The 19,596-nt window shown below is 41.5% G+C and carries 14 protein-coding genes and 1 pseudogene; 5 read left to right on the top strand and 10 right to left on the bottom strand.

Translation table 11 applies throughout. The features are described 5' to 3' along the window. Position 1: 1 nt before the first annotated feature. Entirely contained in the window at positions 2-1,591 is a 1,590-nt protein-coding gene (locus tag NSS65_RS03455; protein ID WP_101676678.1) for an alpha-glucoside-specific PTS transporter subunit IIBC, read from the bottom strand. Positions 1,592-1,739: 148 nt separating this feature from the next. Between NSS65_RS03455 and NSS65_RS03450 the strand changes: the two genes are divergently transcribed. Continuing rightward, the gene (locus NSS65_RS03450; RefSeq protein WP_254001599.1) at positions 1,740-2,504 is read left to right on the top strand and encodes a MurR/RpiR family transcriptional regulator; all 765 of its coding nucleotides are present in this window, start codon (positions 1,740-1,742) and stop codon (positions 2,502-2,504) included. 134 nt (positions 2,505-2,638) lie between these two features. Here the strand turns inward: NSS65_RS03450 and NSS65_RS03445 are convergent. From NSS65_RS03445 to NSS65_RS03430, 4 genes and pseudogenes are all read right to left on the bottom strand, one after another. Next, positions 2,639-3,082, bottom strand: a pseudogene (locus NSS65_RS03445) (SMI1/KNR4 family protein); the annotation flags it as partial. A gap of 106 nt (positions 3,083-3,188) precedes the next feature. Then, positions 3,189-4,163: a tRNA-dihydrouridine synthase gene (locus NSS65_RS03440; protein WP_065215095.1), complete on the bottom strand. Its 975-nt coding sequence runs from the start codon at positions 4,161-4,163 to the stop codon at positions 3,189-3,191. A 250-nt stretch (positions 4,164-4,413) separates the two neighbouring features. Then, on the bottom strand, positions 4,414-5,793 hold the full coding sequence (gene rlmD, locus NSS65_RS03435) for a 23S rRNA (uracil(1939)-C(5))-methyltransferase RlmD (protein WP_065215094.1): 1,380 nt from the start codon (positions 5,791-5,793) through the stop codon (positions 4,414-4,416). Positions 5,794-5,854: 61 nt separating this feature from the next. Next, the gene (locus NSS65_RS03430) at positions 5,855-6,763 is read right to left on the bottom strand and encodes a diacylglycerol kinase (RefSeq protein WP_024424554.1); all 909 of its coding nucleotides are present in this window, start codon (positions 6,761-6,763) and stop codon (positions 5,855-5,857) included. A 181-nt stretch (positions 6,764-6,944) separates the two neighbouring features. Here NSS65_RS03430 and NSS65_RS03425 point away from each other — a divergent pair, with 181 nt between their 5' ends. Then, a complete protein-coding gene (locus tag NSS65_RS03425) occupies positions 6,945-7,898 on the top strand; it encodes a nucleoside hydrolase (protein WP_061110519.1) in 954 nt (317 codons plus the stop codon). A 232-nt stretch (positions 7,899-8,130) separates the two neighbouring features. On the opposite strand, the gene NSS65_RS03420 is transcribed toward NSS65_RS03425, so the two are convergent. Continuing rightward, positions 8,131-11,349, bottom strand: coding sequence for an efflux RND transporter permease subunit (locus tag NSS65_RS03420; RefSeq protein WP_326135369.1), 3,219 nt, complete (start codon positions 11,347-11,349; stop codon positions 8,131-8,133). A 131-nt stretch (positions 11,350-11,480) separates the two neighbouring features. Between NSS65_RS03420 and NSS65_RS03415 the strand changes: the two genes are divergently transcribed. Beyond that, entirely contained in the window at positions 11,481-12,326 is an 846-nt protein-coding gene (locus NSS65_RS03415) for a TetR/AcrR family transcriptional regulator (RefSeq protein ID WP_034282806.1), read from the top strand. A gap of 179 nt (positions 12,327-12,505) precedes the next feature. Here the strand turns inward: NSS65_RS03415 and gatB are convergent, their stop codons facing one another. From gatB to gatC, 3 genes are read right to left on the bottom strand one after another with little or no spacing between them, the layout of a single operon-like run. Further along, positions 12,506-13,936, bottom strand: coding sequence for an Asp-tRNA(Asn)/Glu-tRNA(Gln) amidotransferase subunit GatB (gene gatB / locus NSS65_RS03410; protein WP_024424551.1), 1,431 nt, complete (start codon positions 13,934-13,936; stop codon positions 12,506-12,508). A gap of 13 nt (positions 13,937-13,949) precedes the next feature. Beyond that, positions 13,950-15,407, bottom strand: coding sequence for an Asp-tRNA(Asn)/Glu-tRNA(Gln) amidotransferase subunit GatA (gene gatA, locus NSS65_RS03405; protein WP_326135367.1), 1,458 nt, complete (start codon positions 15,405-15,407; stop codon positions 13,950-13,952). Positions 15,408-15,421: 14 nt separating this feature from the next. Beyond that, the gene (gatC, locus tag NSS65_RS03400; RefSeq protein ID WP_024424549.1) at positions 15,422-15,712 is read right to left on the bottom strand and encodes an Asp-tRNA(Asn)/Glu-tRNA(Gln) amidotransferase subunit GatC; all 291 of its coding nucleotides are present in this window, start codon (positions 15,710-15,712) and stop codon (positions 15,422-15,424) included. 421 nt (positions 15,713-16,133) lie between these two features. Here gatC and putP point away from each other — a divergent pair, with 421 nt between their 5' ends. Beyond that, entirely contained in the window at positions 16,134-17,615 is a 1,482-nt protein-coding gene (putP, locus tag NSS65_RS03395; protein ID WP_326135366.1) for a sodium/proline symporter PutP, read from the top strand. A 161-nt stretch (positions 17,616-17,776) separates the two neighbouring features. Beyond that, complete coding sequence (locus tag NSS65_RS03390; protein ID WP_169510856.1) at positions 17,777-18,475, top strand: MgtC/SapB family protein; 699 nt, start codon at positions 17,777-17,779, stop codon at positions 18,473-18,475. Positions 18,476-18,518: 43 nt separating this feature from the next. Here the strand turns inward: NSS65_RS03390 and NSS65_RS03385 are convergent, their stop codons facing one another. Then, entirely contained in the window at positions 18,519-19,526 is a 1,008-nt protein-coding gene (locus tag NSS65_RS03385; protein WP_326135365.1) for a phosphotransferase, read from the bottom strand. Positions 19,527-19,596 lie beyond the last annotated feature (70 nt).

The raw sequence follows: 19,596 nt of genomic DNA, 5'->3' as shown, positions 1-19,596 counted from the left end.
TTCAATCTAATGAAAGTTTTGTCTCAAAGGACTCTCTTACTTGCGGTACACTTAAGCCAACAATGATTTGAATGCTTTGACCACTTTTCGCCATGCCGTGTGCCAGTTTATTTTTTGTAAAGTAGTCTCTATCTTTCACCAAGCTAGGGTCAATCACTGTAATTCGCAGACGCGTGGCACAGTTTGTCACATCTTTAATGTTTTCTTTACCGCCGAGGCCTTCTAAGAAATAAACGGCTTTCTCTTCATACTCAGACGCATAAACGGGCGCTTCCTTTCGGTCATGACCTTTTTTATGAGCATTCTCATAATCCTGTTTTGTATATAGCCTCGTCTCCTCCTCGTGTTTTCGTCCTGGTAATGGAATATCAAATTTCACAATCATCCATCTAAAGATGACAAAATACACTGCTGTAAAGAGAAGTCCAATCATCGCTTGGATCAGATAAATCCCTCCATGATTTGAAGAGAGAGGAATCCAGTTCAATGCAGCTATCTCGATAAGCCCGGAACCCATCATTCCGACAACACCAAACATATTCATGATTGTCACCATGGTCGCTCCAAGAAGTGCATGTATCACAAATAAATAAGGCGCGAGAAATAGAAACGTAAATTCAAGCGGTTCTGTAATTCCGGCAAATATGGCTGTCAATGTGGCGGGTAATACCAATGCCAAAACCTTTTTTCTGTTTTCTTTCGGTGTAGAAAAATACATGGCTAGAGCTATCCCTAAACAGCCGAACATCTTAATATTCCCATGCAATAAAAATCCGTATGGATAAAGATCCTTCAAATCAGAAGTTGAGGACGCAAATTCATTTAAGTGAGCAATCCAATATGGTTTTAACCCCCCATTTACAGCCGCTGGACCAAACTCAAAAGGTGTATAAATAAAATGGTGAAGTCCTGTTGGAATTAACACCCTTTCCAAGAAATGAAACAGCCAGACACCAATATAACCAGACTGTGCCATGAACCCTTGGAGAGATTGAATCCCCTGCTGAACATAGGGCCATACAAAAGCAACGATAAAAGCAATAGGAATCATCACAAAGAATCCGATGATGACAACAAATACAAGCCCCTGAAAAATCCCGAGCATCTCAGGCAGCTTTTGATCATAAAAACGATTATGAATCCAAATGACGATTCCAGATATCATCACCGCACCAATGATACTTGTATCCAGCGTAGGTATACCCGCAATTTCTTTTACTCCCGCTACGTTCTCGACACCTTGCGATAAATCAACGCCAAAAGTAGACGGCCAAAGTGTCAAAATACCATGAATATAATTGTTAAATACGAGATAAATCATCAAAGCTGCGAGCGTCGCACGTGCTTGCGCTTTTTTTGCAAGTGAGATGGGCAATCCAATCACAAAGGCTAATTCCATATGATTGAAAATCGTCCATCCCCCGCTTTCAATCAGTGACCAAACCTTGTACCACATCGTACCTTCTGCAGCCATTTCCCCCATAATCGCTGGATTCTTACATAAAGTCGCGAGGCCGACAACAATACCAAAAAACGCGAATAAAAGTACAGGAACTACCATAGCACTGCCAAACCGCTTGATTGCATTCATAAGCATAACCCCTTTGCTTGATCCATAACACCACTGTAAAGGTAGCGCTTACAAAAACCAATAGGTTTGACGTATTTAGAAATCAAGTTGTAACATTAGATTATATTTTCACAGGAAGAAAATATTTTCATGTTGGAGGGCACATCGCATGATACTCGACAAGCTGGTAAATGAATACTTCGAAGACTTAAATAAGAATGACCTGCACATTATTAAAACAATCCATGATCATCTTGAAGAAATGAAGACAATGAAAATTCAGGACCTTGCCCGTTTTGCTCATACTTCCATCTCATCCATCCATCGGCTTGCCAAAAAAATAGGGTTCGACGGCTACAGTGACTTAAAGTCTTATGTGAAATTAAATGCTTTCACTGAAGAGACAACACAGGATTTAATGAAGCTGCTCGATCAAGATATCCAGCAGACAAGAAAATATATGGAGCAGCTGGACTTTCATCAATTAAATCAACTGATTGATCGTGCACCGTATATTTATATTTATGGTACAGGAACTGCACAGCTCGATTTGGCCAATGATGTACAGAGGCAGCTATGGTCACTGCATAAAAAATCTCAAGTATTACGAAGCAAGCGAGACTTAACAGATGGAATCATTGAATTTGGTGAGGATGACCTTTTATTTATCATTTCTTTATCGGGTGAATCGAAGAATTTAGATGAAATCATTCAATTGGTGAAAACAAGACATATCAAATTTATCAGCATGACCACTTTAAGGAATAACCTCCTTGCACAAAATGCCATGTTTAACATCTATGTAAGCAGCACCCCGTTTCTCTTATATAACAAAGTAGACAACTCCAGTTTTCTGCCATTTTACATTGTGGCAGATATTATCGTCAGGAAATTTAGTGAGTGGAAATCGAACCAATTGAATAATAAGACTTAAACATAACAGATACAGTTTTGGAGAGAGATTCAATGTTGCTTCGCAAAAAAAGAGAGACTCTTTTGTCTCTCTCAAAAAATACTGTATAACAACGGTTTTAATGAAATATATCTATTTGCGGCTGCCTTTTCCTATTCAGCGGTATAATGCCCAGCAATCAGTTCATCAAACGAATCCGCTAATTTGAAATCCGTCTCATCTTCTAGATCAAAGTAGTGAATCGGTGGATCTTCCTTCGTTTCTCTATAATCCAATGCAATCCACGTATGACCATCCCCACAAATGAGCACAAGTCCCTCAGGCAATTCCCATTCTTCTATTAAATAATCACTATCCATAATACCTTCATCTTTGGCAATTCCTCTTAAATGATCAAATGACACATGATCCTCTGCCCATCCATTCGGCTGATCCGTTGGAAAAGCATTATGCAATGTATACCCGCCATTTTGTTCGAGAATCAGTTGCTTATATGTATCCGGCAGGATGACGCCTAGCTTCTTTTCCGCTTTTGCAATGCCTTTCTCATTGATTTTCTTAAATGTTTCTTCGCTTTCTCTATCCCAAAATGGTTTCAAACAAAATACCTCCAATTGTTATTTCTATCTCATTTTACCATTTATAATAACTAGTTTAATAGTCCTATTTATAAAAAAAGAGAAGGGTTCCCCCTCCTCTTGTTGGTCATGATTGTTCTTGATTTCTCGCTTCAAATTCATCCAGCATTGCACGCACTTCATCTGTTGATGATGTGTTCATTAATTGATTTCTCAAGAAACTCGCTCCCCAGAATCCTTTCACATAAATCTTAAAGAAGCGGTGCAGTGCCTTGAATGGACGCAAACCTAGTGATGAGTATTGATCATGGAGATCAAGATGTAATCTTAAAAGACCGAGCAGTTCATCACTTGTATGCTCCTTCGGCTCTTTTTCAAAAGCAAATGGGTTATGGAAAATCCCTCGTCCAATCATCACACCGTCCACTCCATACTGTTCAGCGAGCTTTAAGCCTGTTTGACGATCAGGAATATCACCATTGATTGTCAAAAGAGTATCAGGTGCTACTTCATCACGAAGTTTTTTGATCTCAGGAATGAGCTCCCAATGCGCATCCACCTGGCTCATTTCCTTTCTTGTGCGAAGGTGGATCGATAAATTCACAATGTCTTGCTCCAAAATGTGTCTAAGCCACCCGCGCCATTCATCGACTTCAGTAAAACCAAGTCTTGTTTTGACGCTGACAGGTAATCCCCCTGCTTTTGCCGCTTGAATCAGCTCTGCGGCAACGTCTGGGCGAAGAATCAAGCCGCTGCCCTTCCCGTTTTGCGTAACATTTGGGACAGGACAGCCCATATTAATATCAAGTCCCTGAAATCCTAACTCCGCCATTCCAATGCTCATCTGTCTAAAGTTCTCAGGCTTGTCTCCCCAAATATGAGCAACAATCGGCTGCTCATCCTCTGTAAACGTTAAACGCCCCTTCACACTTTGAATACCATCAGGGTGGCAATAGCTCTCACTGTTCGTAAACTCTGTAAAAAACACATCCGGTCTCGCCGCCTCACTCACAACATGACGAAACACAACATCTGTCACTTCTTCCATTGGTGCTAATATAAAAAATGGCCGCGGTAAATCACGCCAGAAATTTTTACTCATCTTTCATCCAATTCCTCTCATGACATAGCGCCTAAAGGGCATGTCCTTCTGTAAATTCTTTCAGCAATTTTTATCATTATATACTTTAATATGAACCGTGCAAAATTGCAAAAAAGGACATTTGGTGATGAATTGCGGGATAAAAATATTAATTCCACTTCCAAATATCATTTTTTAGGCCGATTGAACATACAAAAATAAAAACATCCCGATATCGATGTTTTTCACAGAATCGGGATGTCACAATACATTACTGATTAATCACAAGACTTGCTACACATTCTACATGGTTGGTATGCGGAAACATATCCACAGGCTGCACTTCCTCTGTCACATACCCGCCATCTTCAAGAATTCTCAAATCACGAGCAAGCGTCCCAGGATTACAGGAAACATAAACAACTCGGTTTGGTTTCATCTTTAAAATGGTGTCAAGCAGTGCTTCGTCACAGCCTTTTCTTGGCGGATCGACGACGAGGGTGTCTGCTTTGATGCCTTCTTTGTACCAGTTTGGGATGACGGTTTCTGCTTCGCCGACTGCGAATTCAACATTATTGATTCCGTTTAAGGCAGCGTTGCGTTTTGCATCTTCAATCGCTTCTGGGACAATTTCAACCCCATATACTCTGCCTGCCTTTTTTGCGAGAAATAAAGAGATCGTCCCGATTCCGCAGTATGCATCAATCACGGTTTCTTCGCCTTGTAGCTCTGCATATTCAAGCGCTTTGTCGTAAAGCACCTTTGTTTGAGCTGGGTTCACTTGATAAAATGAGCGGGCTGAAATGGCAAATTTGATGTCGCCAATCGTGTCATAAATGTATTCTTCGCCCCATAAAACGGTTGTTTCGTCTCCGAAAATGACATTTGTTTTCTTTGAATTCACGTTTTGTACAATTGACCGAACGTGTGGGAAGCGTGCTATAATCTGCTCAATCACCTGCTGCTTTTGCGGAAAGTCAGCCGTTCTAGTAACAAACACAACCATCATTTCACCTGTTGCCATACCGTAGCGAACCATCACATGACGCAGCCAGCCTTTGTGCCGCTCTTCGTTATATGCTTTGATGCCAAACGCATTGCATATGTCTTTTACTGCCTGTACCACTTCGTCGTTTTCTGATTGTTGAATTAAACATTTTTCCATATCAATGATTTCATGGGTACGCTGCTGATAAAATCCTGCAACAAGTCCGCCTTCGCGTTCACCAATTGGAACTTGTGCTTTGTTTCTGTAATTCCAAGGATCTTCCATGCCGAGTACAGGATGAACTTTTACACGGCTCATATCAAGCTTGGCGATCCGCTCTAAAACGTCCTTTACTTGTTTCTGTTTAAATAGCAGCTGGCCTTCATAGCTCATATGCTGAATTTGACAGCCGCCGCACTGCTTGTAAATGGGACATGGCGCATCTTGCCTGTGCTGACTTTCCTTTGTCAGTTCCATGAGTCGTCCAAAAGCAAATCCTTTTTTAACTCGTGTGACTTTGATTTTCCCTTGTTCCTCGGGAAGGGCATTCGGTACAAAGACAGGGAACCCTTCAATTTTTGCTACACCTGCACCTTCATGCGTTAAGTCTTCGAAGGTTACATTGTAGTATTCATTCTTTTCAACAGGCGGTTTCATTTTCACCAATTTTATCACCTCATTTGCAAAGAAAAACTTGGCCGCCATAAGGAACCAAGTTCAGTCTTCACCCTATTTTTTCAGCTGTTGCTTTTGGCACAATAAATTCAATATGGCGATACAGGTTTTCAAATTCACCTGGCAGCATGCCGCCGTATTCACCATCTAAATTCAATTGCATTTTATCTTTTACATCTACCTTCACGCGATTCGCTTTTGCGTAGATGACATTGTTATCATGAATATGCTCGCCTCTGAGTGCAAGGCTGACCACTCGAATGGCTTCTGCTAGATTGACCTTCTTTAGAATAATCAGGTCAAACATCCCATCATCTAAAATGGAATCTGGCGCTAGTTTTTCAAAGCCGCCTACTGAGTTTGTGAGTGAAACAAGAAACAGCATGATTTCTCCATGAAACAATTTGCCGTCATATTCAATTTCGACTTCTGTCGGACGGATAGAAGGAAGCATCTCCATGCCTTTTAAATAATAAGCAAGCTGTCCAAGCATGGTCTTCAGTTTACTAGGCACCTCATAGGTGAGCTCTGTTAACCGGCCGCCGCCAGCAATATTAATAAAATAATGGCCATTGACTTTACCGATATCAAGCGGCTTCGCTACACCCTCAATAATGGCATCTGTCGCTTTCAAAACACCTTCTCGTGGAATTCCAAGTGCTCTTGCGAAGTCATTTGTTGTTCCAACTGGAATAATTCCTAGTTTTGGTCTTTTTTCAAGCGGTGCTAGTCCGTTGACGACTTCATTGATCGTGCCGTCTCCACCTGCTGCTACAATTAAATCAAAATCTCTCTGTGCGGCTTTTTCTGCTGCTTGCGTGGCATCTCCTGCACATGTCGTCGCATGACAAGAAGTTTCATAGCCAGCTTGTTCAAATTTTTGCAAAACCTGCGGTAAATTCTTCTTGAAGAGTTCACGCCCAGATGTCGGATTGTATATAATTCGAGCACGTTTCATTCATCATCATCCTATATTCATTATGCAATCTATTTTCACCACTAACAACCTTTAATTATACTATGAGATTTAAAAATGGCAACAAAACAACCACCTAATATGTGAAATCTCCTACCACATTTCCCGCAGCAAGAAAGCATTCTGATAAGATAAAAGAAAACGCTGTAAAGGATGATATGCGATGAAAAAGCCTGTCTATTTTAATCATGACGGCGGTGTTGATGACCTCGTCTCTTTATTTCTTCTCCTTCAAATGGAACATCTGAAAGTCATCGGAATGTCTGTGATTCCTGCTGATTGTTATTTAGAGCCTGCTCTCAGTGCATCTCAAAAAATCATTGATCGATTCAGCCCTTATGAAATTGAAGTTGCTGCTTCAACTTCTAGAGGCGTCAATCCGTTTCCGAAGGAGTGGCGGATGCATGCTTTTTATGTAGATGCTCTGCCAATTTTAAATGAAAAAGGCACTGTTGATACAAAAGTGTCCAAGCTGCCAGCACACCTTCATCTGATTGAAACGGTTAAGAAGGCAAAAGAACCTGTCACCCTGCTCTTTACTGGTCCGCTCACAGATCTTGCACGCGCTTTAGAAGAAGATCCTTCGATCTCTAATAAAATTGAGAAATTGGTGTGGATGGGCGGCACGTTCCTTGAAAAAGGCAATGTTGAAGAACCCGAGCATGACGGGACAGCAGAATGGAATGCATTTTGGGACCCTTATGCTGTGAGCACTGTCTTTCAGGAACCTTTCCCTATTGAAATGGTCGCACTTGAAAGTACAAATCAAGTCCCGCTTACACTTGATGTACGTCAGCGCTGGGCTTCTCTTCGTTCTCATATTGGAATAGATTTTATCGGTCAGTGCTACGCCTTTTGCCCGCCGCTCATTCATCATGAAACGAACTCGACGTATTACTTATGGGATGTGCTGACAACGATTACTCTTGCATCTACATCATTTACCCGTTCGAAAGAAGTTAATGCGATCGTTTATACCGAGACGCCAAAGCAAGGACGCACCGAAGAGCATCCAGATGGAAAATCAATTCAAGTGATTGACCATGTCGATCGTGATGCCTTTTTCCACGCATTTGAAGAGCTTATGAGAAAAGCTGTTTGTCAGATTTCAAAATAAAAAAAGCCCCGCCAATACACGGGGCTTTCAAATAATTGACAAAGGGCTGAAATGATCTTTATTTTAGCCCTTTGTCTTCTTTTCAGCGTGATAGAAAACCTTTGCAGTCTAGGAAGGACGAGTACCGAAGCGGAGCGAATTTAATATTCGTGAGCACCGGCACGCAGTCCTGACAAAGAATGCGAGGGTTTGTTTACACGCTGAAAGCCCCGCCAATGAGCGGGGCTTCCTCTTATTCTTCTTCTGCGTACTTTTTCTTACGTCTAAACTTGCTTAACATTTCATACACGATTGGGACGATGACCAATGTGAGAAGTGTAGAACTTGTTAAACCGCCAATTACGGTTACGCCAAGTCCTTTTGATACGATCTGGCTTCCGCCTTCAAATCCTAATGCGAGTGGCAGCAGTGCACCGATCGTCGCAAGTGCCGTCATTAAGATCGGGCGTAATCTTGTTGTTCCAGCTTCAAGTAATGCTTCTCTTGTTGAGAGACCTTCTTTTTCTTTATGAATCACGCGGTCAATCAAGACAATGGCATTTGTTACAACGATACCGATCAGCATGAGCAATCCAATCATGGCATTTAAGCTGATGGTTTCTTTTGCTATAAACAATCCAAGCAGTGCGCCAATAATCGTAAATGGCAGTGAGAAGAGAATCGCAAATGGTGCAAGTCCTCCGCCAAATGTGATGACGAGAACGAGATACACAATGGCAATCGCTGCAAGCATTGCAAGGCCAAGCTGTGTAAAGGATTCCTCAATATCCGCACTTACGCCGCCTGTGTCAATCGTTACGCCAGATTTTAGATCAAGCTTGTCGACTTTTTTCTGAACATCCTGCGTTACACTTGAGACGTCGTCTGTTGTCATGTCACCAGACACTTCTGCGTAGATTTTCCCATCACGTTTTGTCACCGTATTTGCTGTCGTCCCATCTTTTACTTTGACGACATCACCAATTCGGACTTCTTGCCCTGTTGGTGTGGTGACCTTTTTATTTTCTAAATCTTTTTTGCTCTTATATTCATCTTTTTCCGTTTGAAGCTTCACATCAAGTTCTTTGCCGTCCTCTGTGACTTTCGTCAGTGTTGTTTCACTATTTTGAGGTGCAATCGCTTGAGCGATTTGTGAAGCAGTTAGACCTAGTTTCGCTAGTTTTTCTTGATCTGCATTAAACGTATATTCGTCGTATTTCTCAGATAAGCTTGTGCTGACATTTTTCAGGTTTTTCTCATCTTTTAAGATGTTCTCAACATCTTTTACTGTGCCTTCAATATCACTTGCTTTATCCCCGTACACATAGTACGTCACCGTATTGCTTGCACCAGCAGATGAGAAGTCTTGTGATTTCCATTCCCCTTTAGATGCTTTATCTTGCAGAGCTTTGACCACGCGATCTTTTTCTTTATCAAAGTTTGGCGTGTCATCATCATATTGTACGAAGAATAATGCACCGTTAGAGTTACCGCCAACACTTGCTGTCATGGCATTTGAAGAGCCTAGTGAATACTGAACTGTATTGACATGATCACGTTTCATCAAATAATCTTCAGCTTTTTTCGTTTCATCAATTGCTTGCTCTCTCGTTTGTCCAGGCTCTGGCGTGTATGTCACCATGGCCGTTTTCTCTGCTTCCTGTGGTAAGAAGCTGACACCGACAAGTGGTGCTAAGAATAAGCTTCCGACAAGCATAAGAATGGCAATTCCTGATGTGATCCATTTATGGTTGAGTGTCCAATTAAGTACACGTCTATAACCGCCAGCAAGCTTGCTTGGTTTATGTTCTTTTACTTTTTTCGCTGTGCCGTAGAGATTCTTTTTAAATAGACTGTGTGCCATCATTGGAACAATTGTAATGGCGACAAGCAGTGAAGCAAGTAACGCAAACACAATCGTTAGGGCAAATGGGATGAATAGTTCACCAATCATTCCACCTACTAATGCTAGCGGTAAGAATACTGCAATAGTCACAATGGTCGAAGACATAATCGGGATAAACATTTCTTTTGTGGCTTCTCTGACGAGTGCCTTGCCTTTTAATGGTTCATCCTTTAATGCCATTCGTCGATAGATGTTTTCTATGACCACTATCGAGTCATCGACAACACGCCCAATGGCGACGGTCATGGCACCAAGTGTCATGATATTTAATGTAATATCCAGCTGATTTAATAATAAAACAGCAATCAACAGAGATAACGGAATGGAAATGACCGAAATTAATGTTGATTTGATATCTCGAAGGAACAACATAATGATAATGATCGCAAAGATTGCTCCGATGATCGCCTTGTTCAGCATTGTGCTGACAGACTCTTTAATCGGTCCTGCTTGATCATATGTGGTACTTACTTTGATGCCTTTGTTGTCTTTTTTAAATTCCTCAAGCTCTTTTGTCACTTCTTCTGCTACACTCACTGTGTTGGCATCAGAACCTTTAACAATTTGCAGACCGATACTGTCTTTTCCGTTCGTTCTAGAGATCGATTCTGCATCTTTTACGACTTTAATATCTGCTATCTCAGATAGCTTGATCGTCGGCAGTTCTACAGATTGACTGCTTGCTGCACCTGCTTGCTGCTGAGCTGCTGCTTGCTGCTGACTTGCACTTCCAGCCTGCTGCTCCGCACCTTGCGCACCTGGGTTTTCTGAGCCGTTAGAAGGTGCTCCAGCTCCAGCGCTTCCCGCACCGCCGCCTGCACTTGGTGTGACTGGAATACGCATGTTTTTCAAATCTTTGACGCTTAAAATATTGCCGTCCACGACAACTGATTTTTGTTTGTTGCCAAATGTGTATAGACCTAATGGTACATTCACATCAGAGCCTTTGATCATGTTTTGGACGGTATCTTCATCTAGACCGTATTCTTTCAATTTCTTTTGTTTAAACGAAAATTCTACTTCTTTGATTTGCTGTCCTGAAGTTTCGACAGAAGAGACACCGTCTAATCCTTGAAGTGAAGGAACGAGATCATTTTCTACTTTTTGTGTAAGGTCTTGTAATGATTCTTTATCACCAGAGACACTAAGAGCTAGGATTGGAATCGCATTAATACTAAAGCGTGCGATTTTAGGTTTTTCTGCATTTTCAGGGAAATCGATATTGCTAATCGCATCTTCAATTTCCTTTTTTGCTTCATCCATGTCTTTGTTGTAATCGTACTCGATTTGAATGGATGATGCATTTTCAAATGAATTAGAAGTGACCACGCTGACCCCATTGAGGTTTTGAATCGATTTTTCAATTGGATCTGTCACCTTATCTGATACTTCGTCCGGCGTTGCGCCAGGGTACATTGTAGAAACCGTAATGACTGGCGTGTTGATATTAGGGATTGATTCTTGTTTCATATTCAATCCGGCATATAGACCAGCAACTGTTACGATAATCGTCATGAGCCATACAGCGAACTTATTCTTTAATACAAAATTGATGATCGAATTCATTATATCCTCCATTTTCCTTTATGTATTGACTGACTGGTCATTCTATATCATAATAAACGGTGATATACAATGCCGTCAACCATTTCACTTGCGTTTGACGTAACATTCTAAAGCTGAAGGGGCCTTATTTCATGAACGAAAAAAAAGAAAAAATCATTAAAGCAAGCATCCAATTGTTTGCGAAAAAGGGTTTTTCTTCTACGACCATTCAGGAAATTGCAGATGAATGCGGAATATCAAAAGGCGCATTTTATTTACATTTCAAATCAAAAGAACAGCTTTTCAACCGAGCGTTTGAATATTATATCGACACTTCGATGCAAACTATCGAAATGATTCGAAAAGAGAATCAGCATCTCGCGCCGAGAGAGATCTTTCAGAAACAAATCGCTGAACAGTTTCAGCATTTTGCTGAGAACAAGGATTTTATCATTCTGATCCTCAGCGAGAACATTATTCCGGAAAACCAGCAGATTAAAAAGTATTCAAAAACTGTGAAAAAGCAAATGAACGATGAAATTCAAATTTCCATCTTGACCACTTATGGACAGGAAATCGAACCGTATATAACTGACCTGTCAGTCATGATTCAAGGAATTATCCAATCATATGTGCAGGTTCTGCTTTTACAGGATCAAATGAAATTATCATTTGATGAGCTCTCATCCTTTATACTCGAACGGTTTGATGATCTGGTTCACGGCTTGCTTCGTTCTCAGACGAAGCCGATTTTGAAGCAAAGCATTTGGGATGATGAAGCGCCGAGTGCTGCTTCCCTTCAAGAGGAGCTTCGCTTGTTAAAGCTTGAGCATCTGCTTTCAGATGATACCGTTGTATCCATTGAAGTGATTGAAGAAGAGCTGGCAAAAGCTGAACCTCGTAAGCCAGTCATCCAAGGAATGCTGACGAATTTAGAAAAGTGTGAGGAGCCTGCTGTTCTAAGAGCAGTGGAGCAATTGAAGCTGTTTCTTCAGTAACATGACGTGCTGTTTTTCGATTTAGCTCACCTTTCCCCCTTCGAATGTGCACTTTCGCTTATGCTTCATTATAAGAAAAGATTCTCTAAATTGATATACGGCGGTGGTCTGAATCTATGTTAAGACCCTGTCAATTCAAGCAAAAAAACCGCCTGTTTCATCAGGCGGTTTTTTGCGATTTAGCGTTTTTTGATTTCTTCAAGGAGAATCTTGTTCACCATCGGCGGGTTAGCTTGGCCCTTCGATGCTTTCATGATTTGTCCGACTAAGAAACCAATCGCGCGGTCTTTACCATTTTTAAAGTCTTCAATGGATTGCGGGTTGTTATCAAGTGCTTCTGTGACAAGTTTGAGCAGTGCACCTTCGTCAGAAATTTGGACAAGTCCTTTTTCTTTGACGATTGTTTCTGCATCTCCTCCATTTTCAATGAGCTCTTTGAATACCTTTTTCGCAATCTTAGAGGAAATTGTTCCTTTTTCAATAAGCTTGATCATGCCAGCAAGTCCTTGCGGCGTTAGCTTTGTATCGTCCAGCTCTTTTTGAGCAGAGTTTAAGTAAGCAGATACTTCACCCATGAGCCAGTTCGATGCTTGCTTCGCTTCTGCACCTTCTGAAATGGTCGCTTCAAAGAAATCAGACATTTCTTTCGTCAGCGTGAGTACCATTGCATCGTATGCAGGGAGTCCAAGCTCATCGATATAGCGTTTGCGGCGCTCGTCTGGAAGCTCTGGGATCGATGCTCTTACACGTTCTTTCCACTCGTCATCAATGTACAGTTCCACCAAATCCGGTTCTGGGAAGTAGCGGTAATCATCAGATCCCTCTTTGACACGCATCAGGATCGTCTTTTTAGACGCTTCGTCATAACGGCGGGTTTCCTGTTCGATCAAGCCGCCAGAAAGCAATACTTGCTCTTGACGCTTCTCTTCGAATTCAAGGCCTTTTTGTACAAAAGCGAATGAGTTCAAGTTTTTGAGCTCTGTCTTTGTACCAAACTCTTCACGGCCGATTGGGCGAAGAGAAATATTGGCATCACAGCGAAGTGAGCCTTCTTCCATCTTACAGTCAGAAACGCCTGTATATTGAATAATGGATTTTAATTTTTCTAAGTAAGCATACGCTTCTTCTGGCGTGCGAATGTCTGGCTCAGATACGATTTCAACAAGCGGTGTGCCTTGACGGTTGAAATCGACGAGTGAGTAACCGTCGCCTGTGTGCGTCAGTTTCCCTGCATCCTCTTCCAAATGGAGACGCGTAATACCGATTCGTTTTGTTTTGCCTTCTACTTCAATTTCAATCCAGCCGTTTTCACCGATCGGTTTATCAAATTGAGAAATTTGATACGCCTTTGGGTTATCAGGATAGAAGTAGTTTTTACGGTCAAATTTTGTATCTGTTGCGATTTCACAGTTCAGCGCCATGGCCGCTTTCATCGCAAAGTTCACCGCTTCTTTGTTCAGTACAGGCAGTACGCCAGGATATCCAAGGTCGATGACACTTGTTTGCGTGTTGGCAGCTGCACCAAAAGGTGTCGGCGAGCTTGAGAAAATTTTCGATTGTGTTTTTAGCTCTACGTGGACTTCAAGTCCAATTACCGTTTCAAAGTTCATTCTGATTCACCCCTTACAGTTCAGGTTTTGCTTTATGATGATCTGTTGCTTGCTCAAAAGCGTGAGCCACGCGGTACACTGTTCCTTCGTCAAAGTGCTTGCCGATGATTTGCAGTCCTAACGGAAGGCCATTTGCAAACCCACAAGGCACACTGATTCCTGGAACACCTGCAAGGTTAACAGGGATCGTTAAAATATCGTTTGCATACATGGTTAGCGGGTCGCTTGTCTTTTCACCAATGTTAAATGCAGGAGTCGGCGTTGTTGGTCCTACAATGACATCATACTTTTCGAAAACATCTTCAAAGTCTTTTTTGATCAATGTACGGACTTTTTGCGCTTTTTTATAGTACGCATCGTAATATCCTGAGCTTAGCGCGAATGTACCAAGCATGATGCGGCGCTTCACTTCGTCTCCGAAGCCTTCAGAACGAGTATTTTTGTATAAATCAATCAGGTTGTCTGCATTATCTGTACGGTAGCCATAGCGGATGCCGTCAAAACGTGCAAGGTTTGCAGATGCTTCTGAAGAAGACAGTAAGTAGTAAGTCGCAAGCGCGTATTTAGAATGCGGAAGAGACACTTCTTCCCACGAAGCACCAAGTCCTTCTAATACTTTTAACGCTTGAAGAACAGATTCTTTTGCTTCCTCGCCAACACCTTCGCCAAGGTATTCTTTCGGCACAGCAATTTTCAAGCCTTTGATGTCGCCAGTTAATGAAGAAAGAAAATCTGGGACATCGATATTTGCGCTTGTTGCGTCCATTTGATCGACACCTGCAATTGCTTGAAGAACATATGCGTTATCCTCTACATTACGTGTAATCGGACCAATTTGGTCTAATGATGAAGCAAATGCGATTAATCCGTATCTGGATACACGGCCATATGTCGGCTTAAGACCGACAACCCCGCAGAAAGATGCCGGCTGACGAATAGAACCGCCAGTATCTGAACCAAGTGAGAACGGTACTTCACCTGCTGCAACAGAAGCTGCTGATCCACCGCTTGATCCGCCTGGAACGGTGTTTAAATTCCATGGGTTTTTCGTCGCTTTGTAGCCTGAGTTCTCCGTAGAAGATCCCATTGCGAATTCGTCCATATTTAATTTACCGATTGTGACTGCTTCTGCGTCTCTTAAGCGGTTCACAACGGTTGCATCATAAATCGGATCAAAGTTTTGCAGGATTTTACTTGAAGCTGTTGTACGCAAATCCTTTGTAACAATGTTATCTTTCACACCGATCGGCATACCGAACAATAGGCCAAGCTCGTCCTTTTCACCAACTGCCTCGTCCAATTCCTTTGCATACGCACGTGCTTTTTCTTCGTCCAGTGCAAGGAATGCTTGTACTTTCCCGTCTACTTCATTGATTCGTTTATAAGACTCGTCCACTAAATCAGAAACAGACAGTTCCTTTTTATGTAAAAGCTCTTTTAATTCAGAAATTTTGTGATCAAACAGTGACATGTCTCGGGCCTCCTTTAGTCCAAAATTGATGGCACACGAATATAACCGTCTTTATGATCAGGCGCGTTTTTGACGACTGCCTCAATGGAAAGACCTTTATTCGGAACATCTTCTCTCATGACGTTTTTCATTTTTAATACGTGTGTAGTAGGTTCAACGTTTTCCGTATCTACCTCGTTTAACTGCTCTGCAAATGAAATGATGCTATCAAGCTGTTCTGTAAACATCTCAGCTTCTTCTTCTGTAATCGCAAGCCTTGCTAAATGGGCAACGTGCTTGACTTCTTCTATTGAAATTCTTGACATGCAGGTTCACCTCCAAAAATGATGCGTACTCGTGGTCATGATCATAAGTCATATACACTTTATCATATCAAATTTTACTGTTCTAAAGCAACTTTACGAAGGTGCGGTGAAAGGTTCGTTTTCTTGAAAACGTCTTCTTATCAAACCAATAAATGAAATATTCATCAGGTCTTTTTATTTTTCAGAAAATTTTTACTTTTGTTTATTTTTGTGATCGCTTACATACTGGTTCTTATCACCGATCTGTCCATTTTTTCTTCAAAATGTAGAGGTTTAGGCAGGTTGATCACTTGGGAATACTCTGTTAGGTTAAGTAACCATAGCAGTGAGCGGGACAGTCAAGCAAAAAAGCTGCCATCGCTCTTCTGTATATTTTGATTGAGGTGATGTCAAATTAATACGAAAAAGGTGAGAACACAAAATGAGTATTGAAGTTACAATTTCCTTATCTATTTATTTTATCGGGATGCTTGCCATTGGCTGGTATGCATTCAGGAAAACACATGATTTAAATGATTATATGCTTGGCGGACGCGGGCTTGGCCCATTCGTTACAGCCCTTTCAGCAGGTGCTGCGGACATGAGCGGATGGATGCTGATGGGTGTGCCAGGTGAGATGTATAAAACAGGTTTATCGACAGCCTGGCTTGCGATTGGTTTAATCGTTGGTGCTTACTTGAACTACCTCATTCTTGCACCTCGTTTACGTTCTTATACAGAGATTGCGGATGATGCGATTACGATTCCTGATTTCTTTGATAAACGATTCAAAGGATCATCTGCTTTATTAAAAGCTGTTTCAGCCGTCATCATTTTAATTTTCTTTACGCTGTATACATCGTCTGGGATGGTATCAGGCGGACGTTTATTTGAGTCAGCATTCGGTGCTCACTACATGTTTGGACTGATTTTGACGTCAAGTATTGTCATTTTGTATACATTGTTCGGCGGATTTTTGGCAGTGAGCTTAACGGACTTTGTCCAAGGAGCTATCATGTTTTTAGCATTAGTGCTCGTGCCGATCGTTGCCTTTACACAATTAGGCGGACCTGTTGCTACATTCCAAGATATTCAACAGATTGACCCTAAATTGCTTGATATTTTTAGAGGAACGAGCGTCATTGGCATTATTTCCTTCCTTGCCTGGGGACTAGGTTACTTTGGACAGCCGCATATTATCGTGCGCTTTATGGCCATTACGTCTGTTAAAGATTTAAAACCAGCACGCCAAATTGGAATGAGCTGGATGATTATTTCAGTGATTGGATCACTGTCTGTCGGTTTAGTGGGTGTTGCCTATGTTCATGAAACGGGTATGAATCTTGCTGATCCTGAAACCATCTTTATCGTTTTTTCTAAAGTATTGTTCCATCCATATATCACTGGATTTTTACTTTCTGCCATTTTAGCTGCGATTATGAGTTCAATTTCGTCTCAGCTGCTTGTCACAGCAAGTGCCATGACAGAAGATCTATACAGAACGTTCTTTAGAAAAACAGCATCAGACAAAGAGCTCGTCATGATCGGCCGGATGTCTGTACTCGTTGTCGCTGTGATTGCTCTCTGCCTTTCACTTAACCCAAGTGACACCATTCTTGACCTTGTCGGTTATGCGTGGGCAGGATTTGGTTCTTCATTTGGTCCAGTCATCTTGCTTTGCCTATACTGGAAACGAATGAATCATCACGGTGCCCTAGTTGGAATGATCGTTGGTGCAGTTGTGGTTCTGACATGGATTACAACAGGCCTCAACCATGCCACAGGTATTTATGAAATGATTCCAGGCTTTACCCTTAGTGGATTAGCTGCTATTATTGTGAGCTTATTGACAAGTAAGCCGTCAAAAGCATCAAAACAGCTATTTCACAAAATGGAAGATCATCTTGAAGAAGAAACAAAATAAAGAATTGAAGAGTCATCTGCCCTATGCGGATGACTCTCTTTTTAAATAAAATAAAAAGCTTTTCTTTCTTCAGAAACTGAATAAAATAAGAGTTGTGCAGCCATATGGGCTGTGAGAAGATCATATACATGTTGTGAAACGTACATGAAGTGAAAGGAGCGATACGCATGTTTTGGACAATTGAATGGGATACAGTCTTAAAATTAGCCGTGGCCACCTTAATCGGTCTGATTATCGGGCTTGAACGAGAGCTGAAGAAAAAGCCCCTCGGCTTAAAAACGTGTATTGTCATTGCTGTCAGCTCCTGCGTCTTAACCATCATCAGCATTGATGCAGCCTACAATTTCCCTCGAGTCTCTAAGCTTCAAATGGACCCACTCAGGTTACCGGCGCAAATTATATCTGGTGTTGGTTTTATTGGAGCAGGTGTGATTCTTCGAAAAAGCAATGATGTCATCTCAGGACTCACGACTTCTGCGATGATATGGGGAGCAGCAGGACTTGGGGTTGCAACAGGTGCAGGGTTTTATAAAGAAGCCTTCCTCAGTCTTTTCTTTATTCTCATTAGTGTCGAATTCCTGCCATGGCTCTTCCAGCGGATCGGACCGATTCGCCTGCAGGAAAAAGAAATCCGCATCAGAATGTCTCTTTCTGACCGAAACCGCATGACCGATATTTTAAAAGAAATGAAAGCCCTCAATATCCGCATTCATTCTGTACGAATTGATGATTTAAAAGAAAAGGACTATCCGATCATGGAAGTACGTGTACGAGTGCATAAAGACCGCTATACAACCGATGTGTACTTTGATATTAAAGATCTAGAAGGCGTCGTTGGCGTGAAGTGTGATACGGTGTAGTCATAAAAAACCCCTTGCTGTTTGACACAGCAAGGGGTTTCTTTTATCGGGCCAGCTGTTGAAAGTCAAAAGGAGTAATTGGTGTTTTTTGCTCAATTTCCTTTCGAAAACATGACAGCATGGCTTTTTGGTCAGAAGTCATTGTTTGGAGATCAAATGCTTGATGTAAAAGCCCATAAATAAGCATATGACGCAGCATGAGAAAATCAGGGATTGTTGCCAGCCACGCGTCATCAAGCTCATTCTCCTGTCGATAGCCTTTTAGAAAATGACTCATAAATTCTGCCGTAAATTCAGCTTTATCATCATATGGAATCACTGGATACCAAAGAACATTGTATAGCAAAATACTAATATCATTGATAAACCAGTGATATCCAATATCATCAAAATCAAATGCGATAATCTCTCCTTGATGATAATGAAAGTTCCCGTGATGCAAATCGGAATGCACCAGCCCATACACATCCTTCGAAATTCGGAGCTGGTGAAGCTTTTGCATCAGTTCATCTTTTCTTCGCAAAACAATCGTTTGATCAGACGGAATATATTGATCAAGCTTTAATTGCTCCTCTTCATACCACTCTTGACGCTTATAAAGAGGGTCTTTTACTTGATATCGTTTTGTTATTTGATGCATTCGTCCTGTATAGGACCCTAACGCTTCAAACAGCTCCCCATTCCAATCTCCTTCATTCACTTTTCTCCCCGGTGCTTTTTCATACACACGGAGTAAAAATGCGCCTCCGGCTTGATCAGGAATGGTTTCAACGTCTTTTCCTCTTGCTGATGAAATCGGCTTTGCTACGGAAATTCCATGATGAGACAGGAATCGAATCCAGTCCATTTCTCCTAAAATATATGTGGGTGAACGACGAATGGTATGGGTGATTTTTAATATATAATTCTCCCCATTCATTGCCTTATATTCATACACATAATTTTCTGCATCGGCTAGAAATGTGACTTGGTCAAGCTGAAATTTATACAAGTGAGCCGCTTTCTTTAAGACTTTCTGTTCATCGTATCGTGCTTTTACTTCTTTATGCATGCTGATTCTCCTTTATCGTCTTTTTAAATGTTCTTGACGGTAATCAGCATTATACGAGCATCAACATACC

This window comes from Bacillus sp. FSL K6-1006 (genome assembly GCF_038593175.1).
Lineage (GTDB): Bacteria > Bacillota > Bacilli > Bacillales > Bacillaceae > Bacillus > Bacillus safensis.
Note: the sequence above shows the minus strand (reverse complement) of the source record. Positions and strands in the feature narration are given on the sequence as shown.

What these genes read in the sequence shown, in the direction of transcription:
- NSS65_RS03455 (WP_101676678.1), bottom strand. Translation starts at nt 1,591, where the DNA reads ATGAATGCAATCAAGCGGTTTGGCAGTGCTATGGTAGTTCCTGTACTT.
- NSS65_RS03450 (WP_254001599.1), top strand. Translation starts at nt 1,740, where the DNA reads ATGATACTCGACAAGCTGGTAAATGAATACTTCGAAGACTTAAATAAG.
- NSS65_RS03440 (WP_065215095.1), bottom strand. Translation starts at nt 4,163, where the DNA reads ATGAGTAAAAATTTCTGGCGTGATTTACCGCGGCCATTTTTTATATTA.
- NSS65_RS03430 (WP_024424554.1), bottom strand. Translation starts at nt 6,763, where the DNA reads ATGAAACGTGCTCGAATTATATACAATCCGACATCTGGGCGTGAACTC.
- NSS65_RS03425 (WP_061110519.1), top strand. Translation starts at nt 6,945, where the DNA reads ATGAAAAAGCCTGTCTATTTTAATCATGACGGCGGTGTTGATGACCTC.
- NSS65_RS03420 (WP_326135369.1), bottom strand. Translation starts at nt 11,349, where the DNA reads ATGAATTCGATCATCAATTTTGTATTAAAGAATAAGTTCGCTGTATGG.
- NSS65_RS03415 (WP_034282806.1), top strand. Translation starts at nt 11,481, where the DNA reads ATGAACGAAAAAAAAGAAAAAATCATTAAAGCAAGCATCCAATTGTTT.
- gatB (WP_024424551.1), bottom strand. Translation starts at nt 13,936, where the DNA reads ATGAACTTTGAAACGGTAATTGGACTTGAAGTCCACGTAGAGCTAAAA.
- gatA (WP_326135367.1), bottom strand. Translation starts at nt 15,407, where the DNA reads ATGTCACTGTTTGATCACAAAATTTCTGAATTAAAAGAGCTTTTACAT.
- gatC (WP_024424549.1), bottom strand. Translation starts at nt 15,712, where the DNA reads ATGTCAAGAATTTCAATAGAAGAAGTCAAGCACGTTGCCCATTTAGCA.
- putP (WP_326135366.1), top strand. Translation starts at nt 16,134, where the DNA reads ATGAGTATTGAAGTTACAATTTCCTTATCTATTTATTTTATCGGGATG.
- NSS65_RS03385 (WP_326135365.1), bottom strand. Translation starts at nt 19,526, where the DNA reads ATGCATAAAGAAGTAAAAGCACGATACGATGAACAGAAAGTCTTAAAG.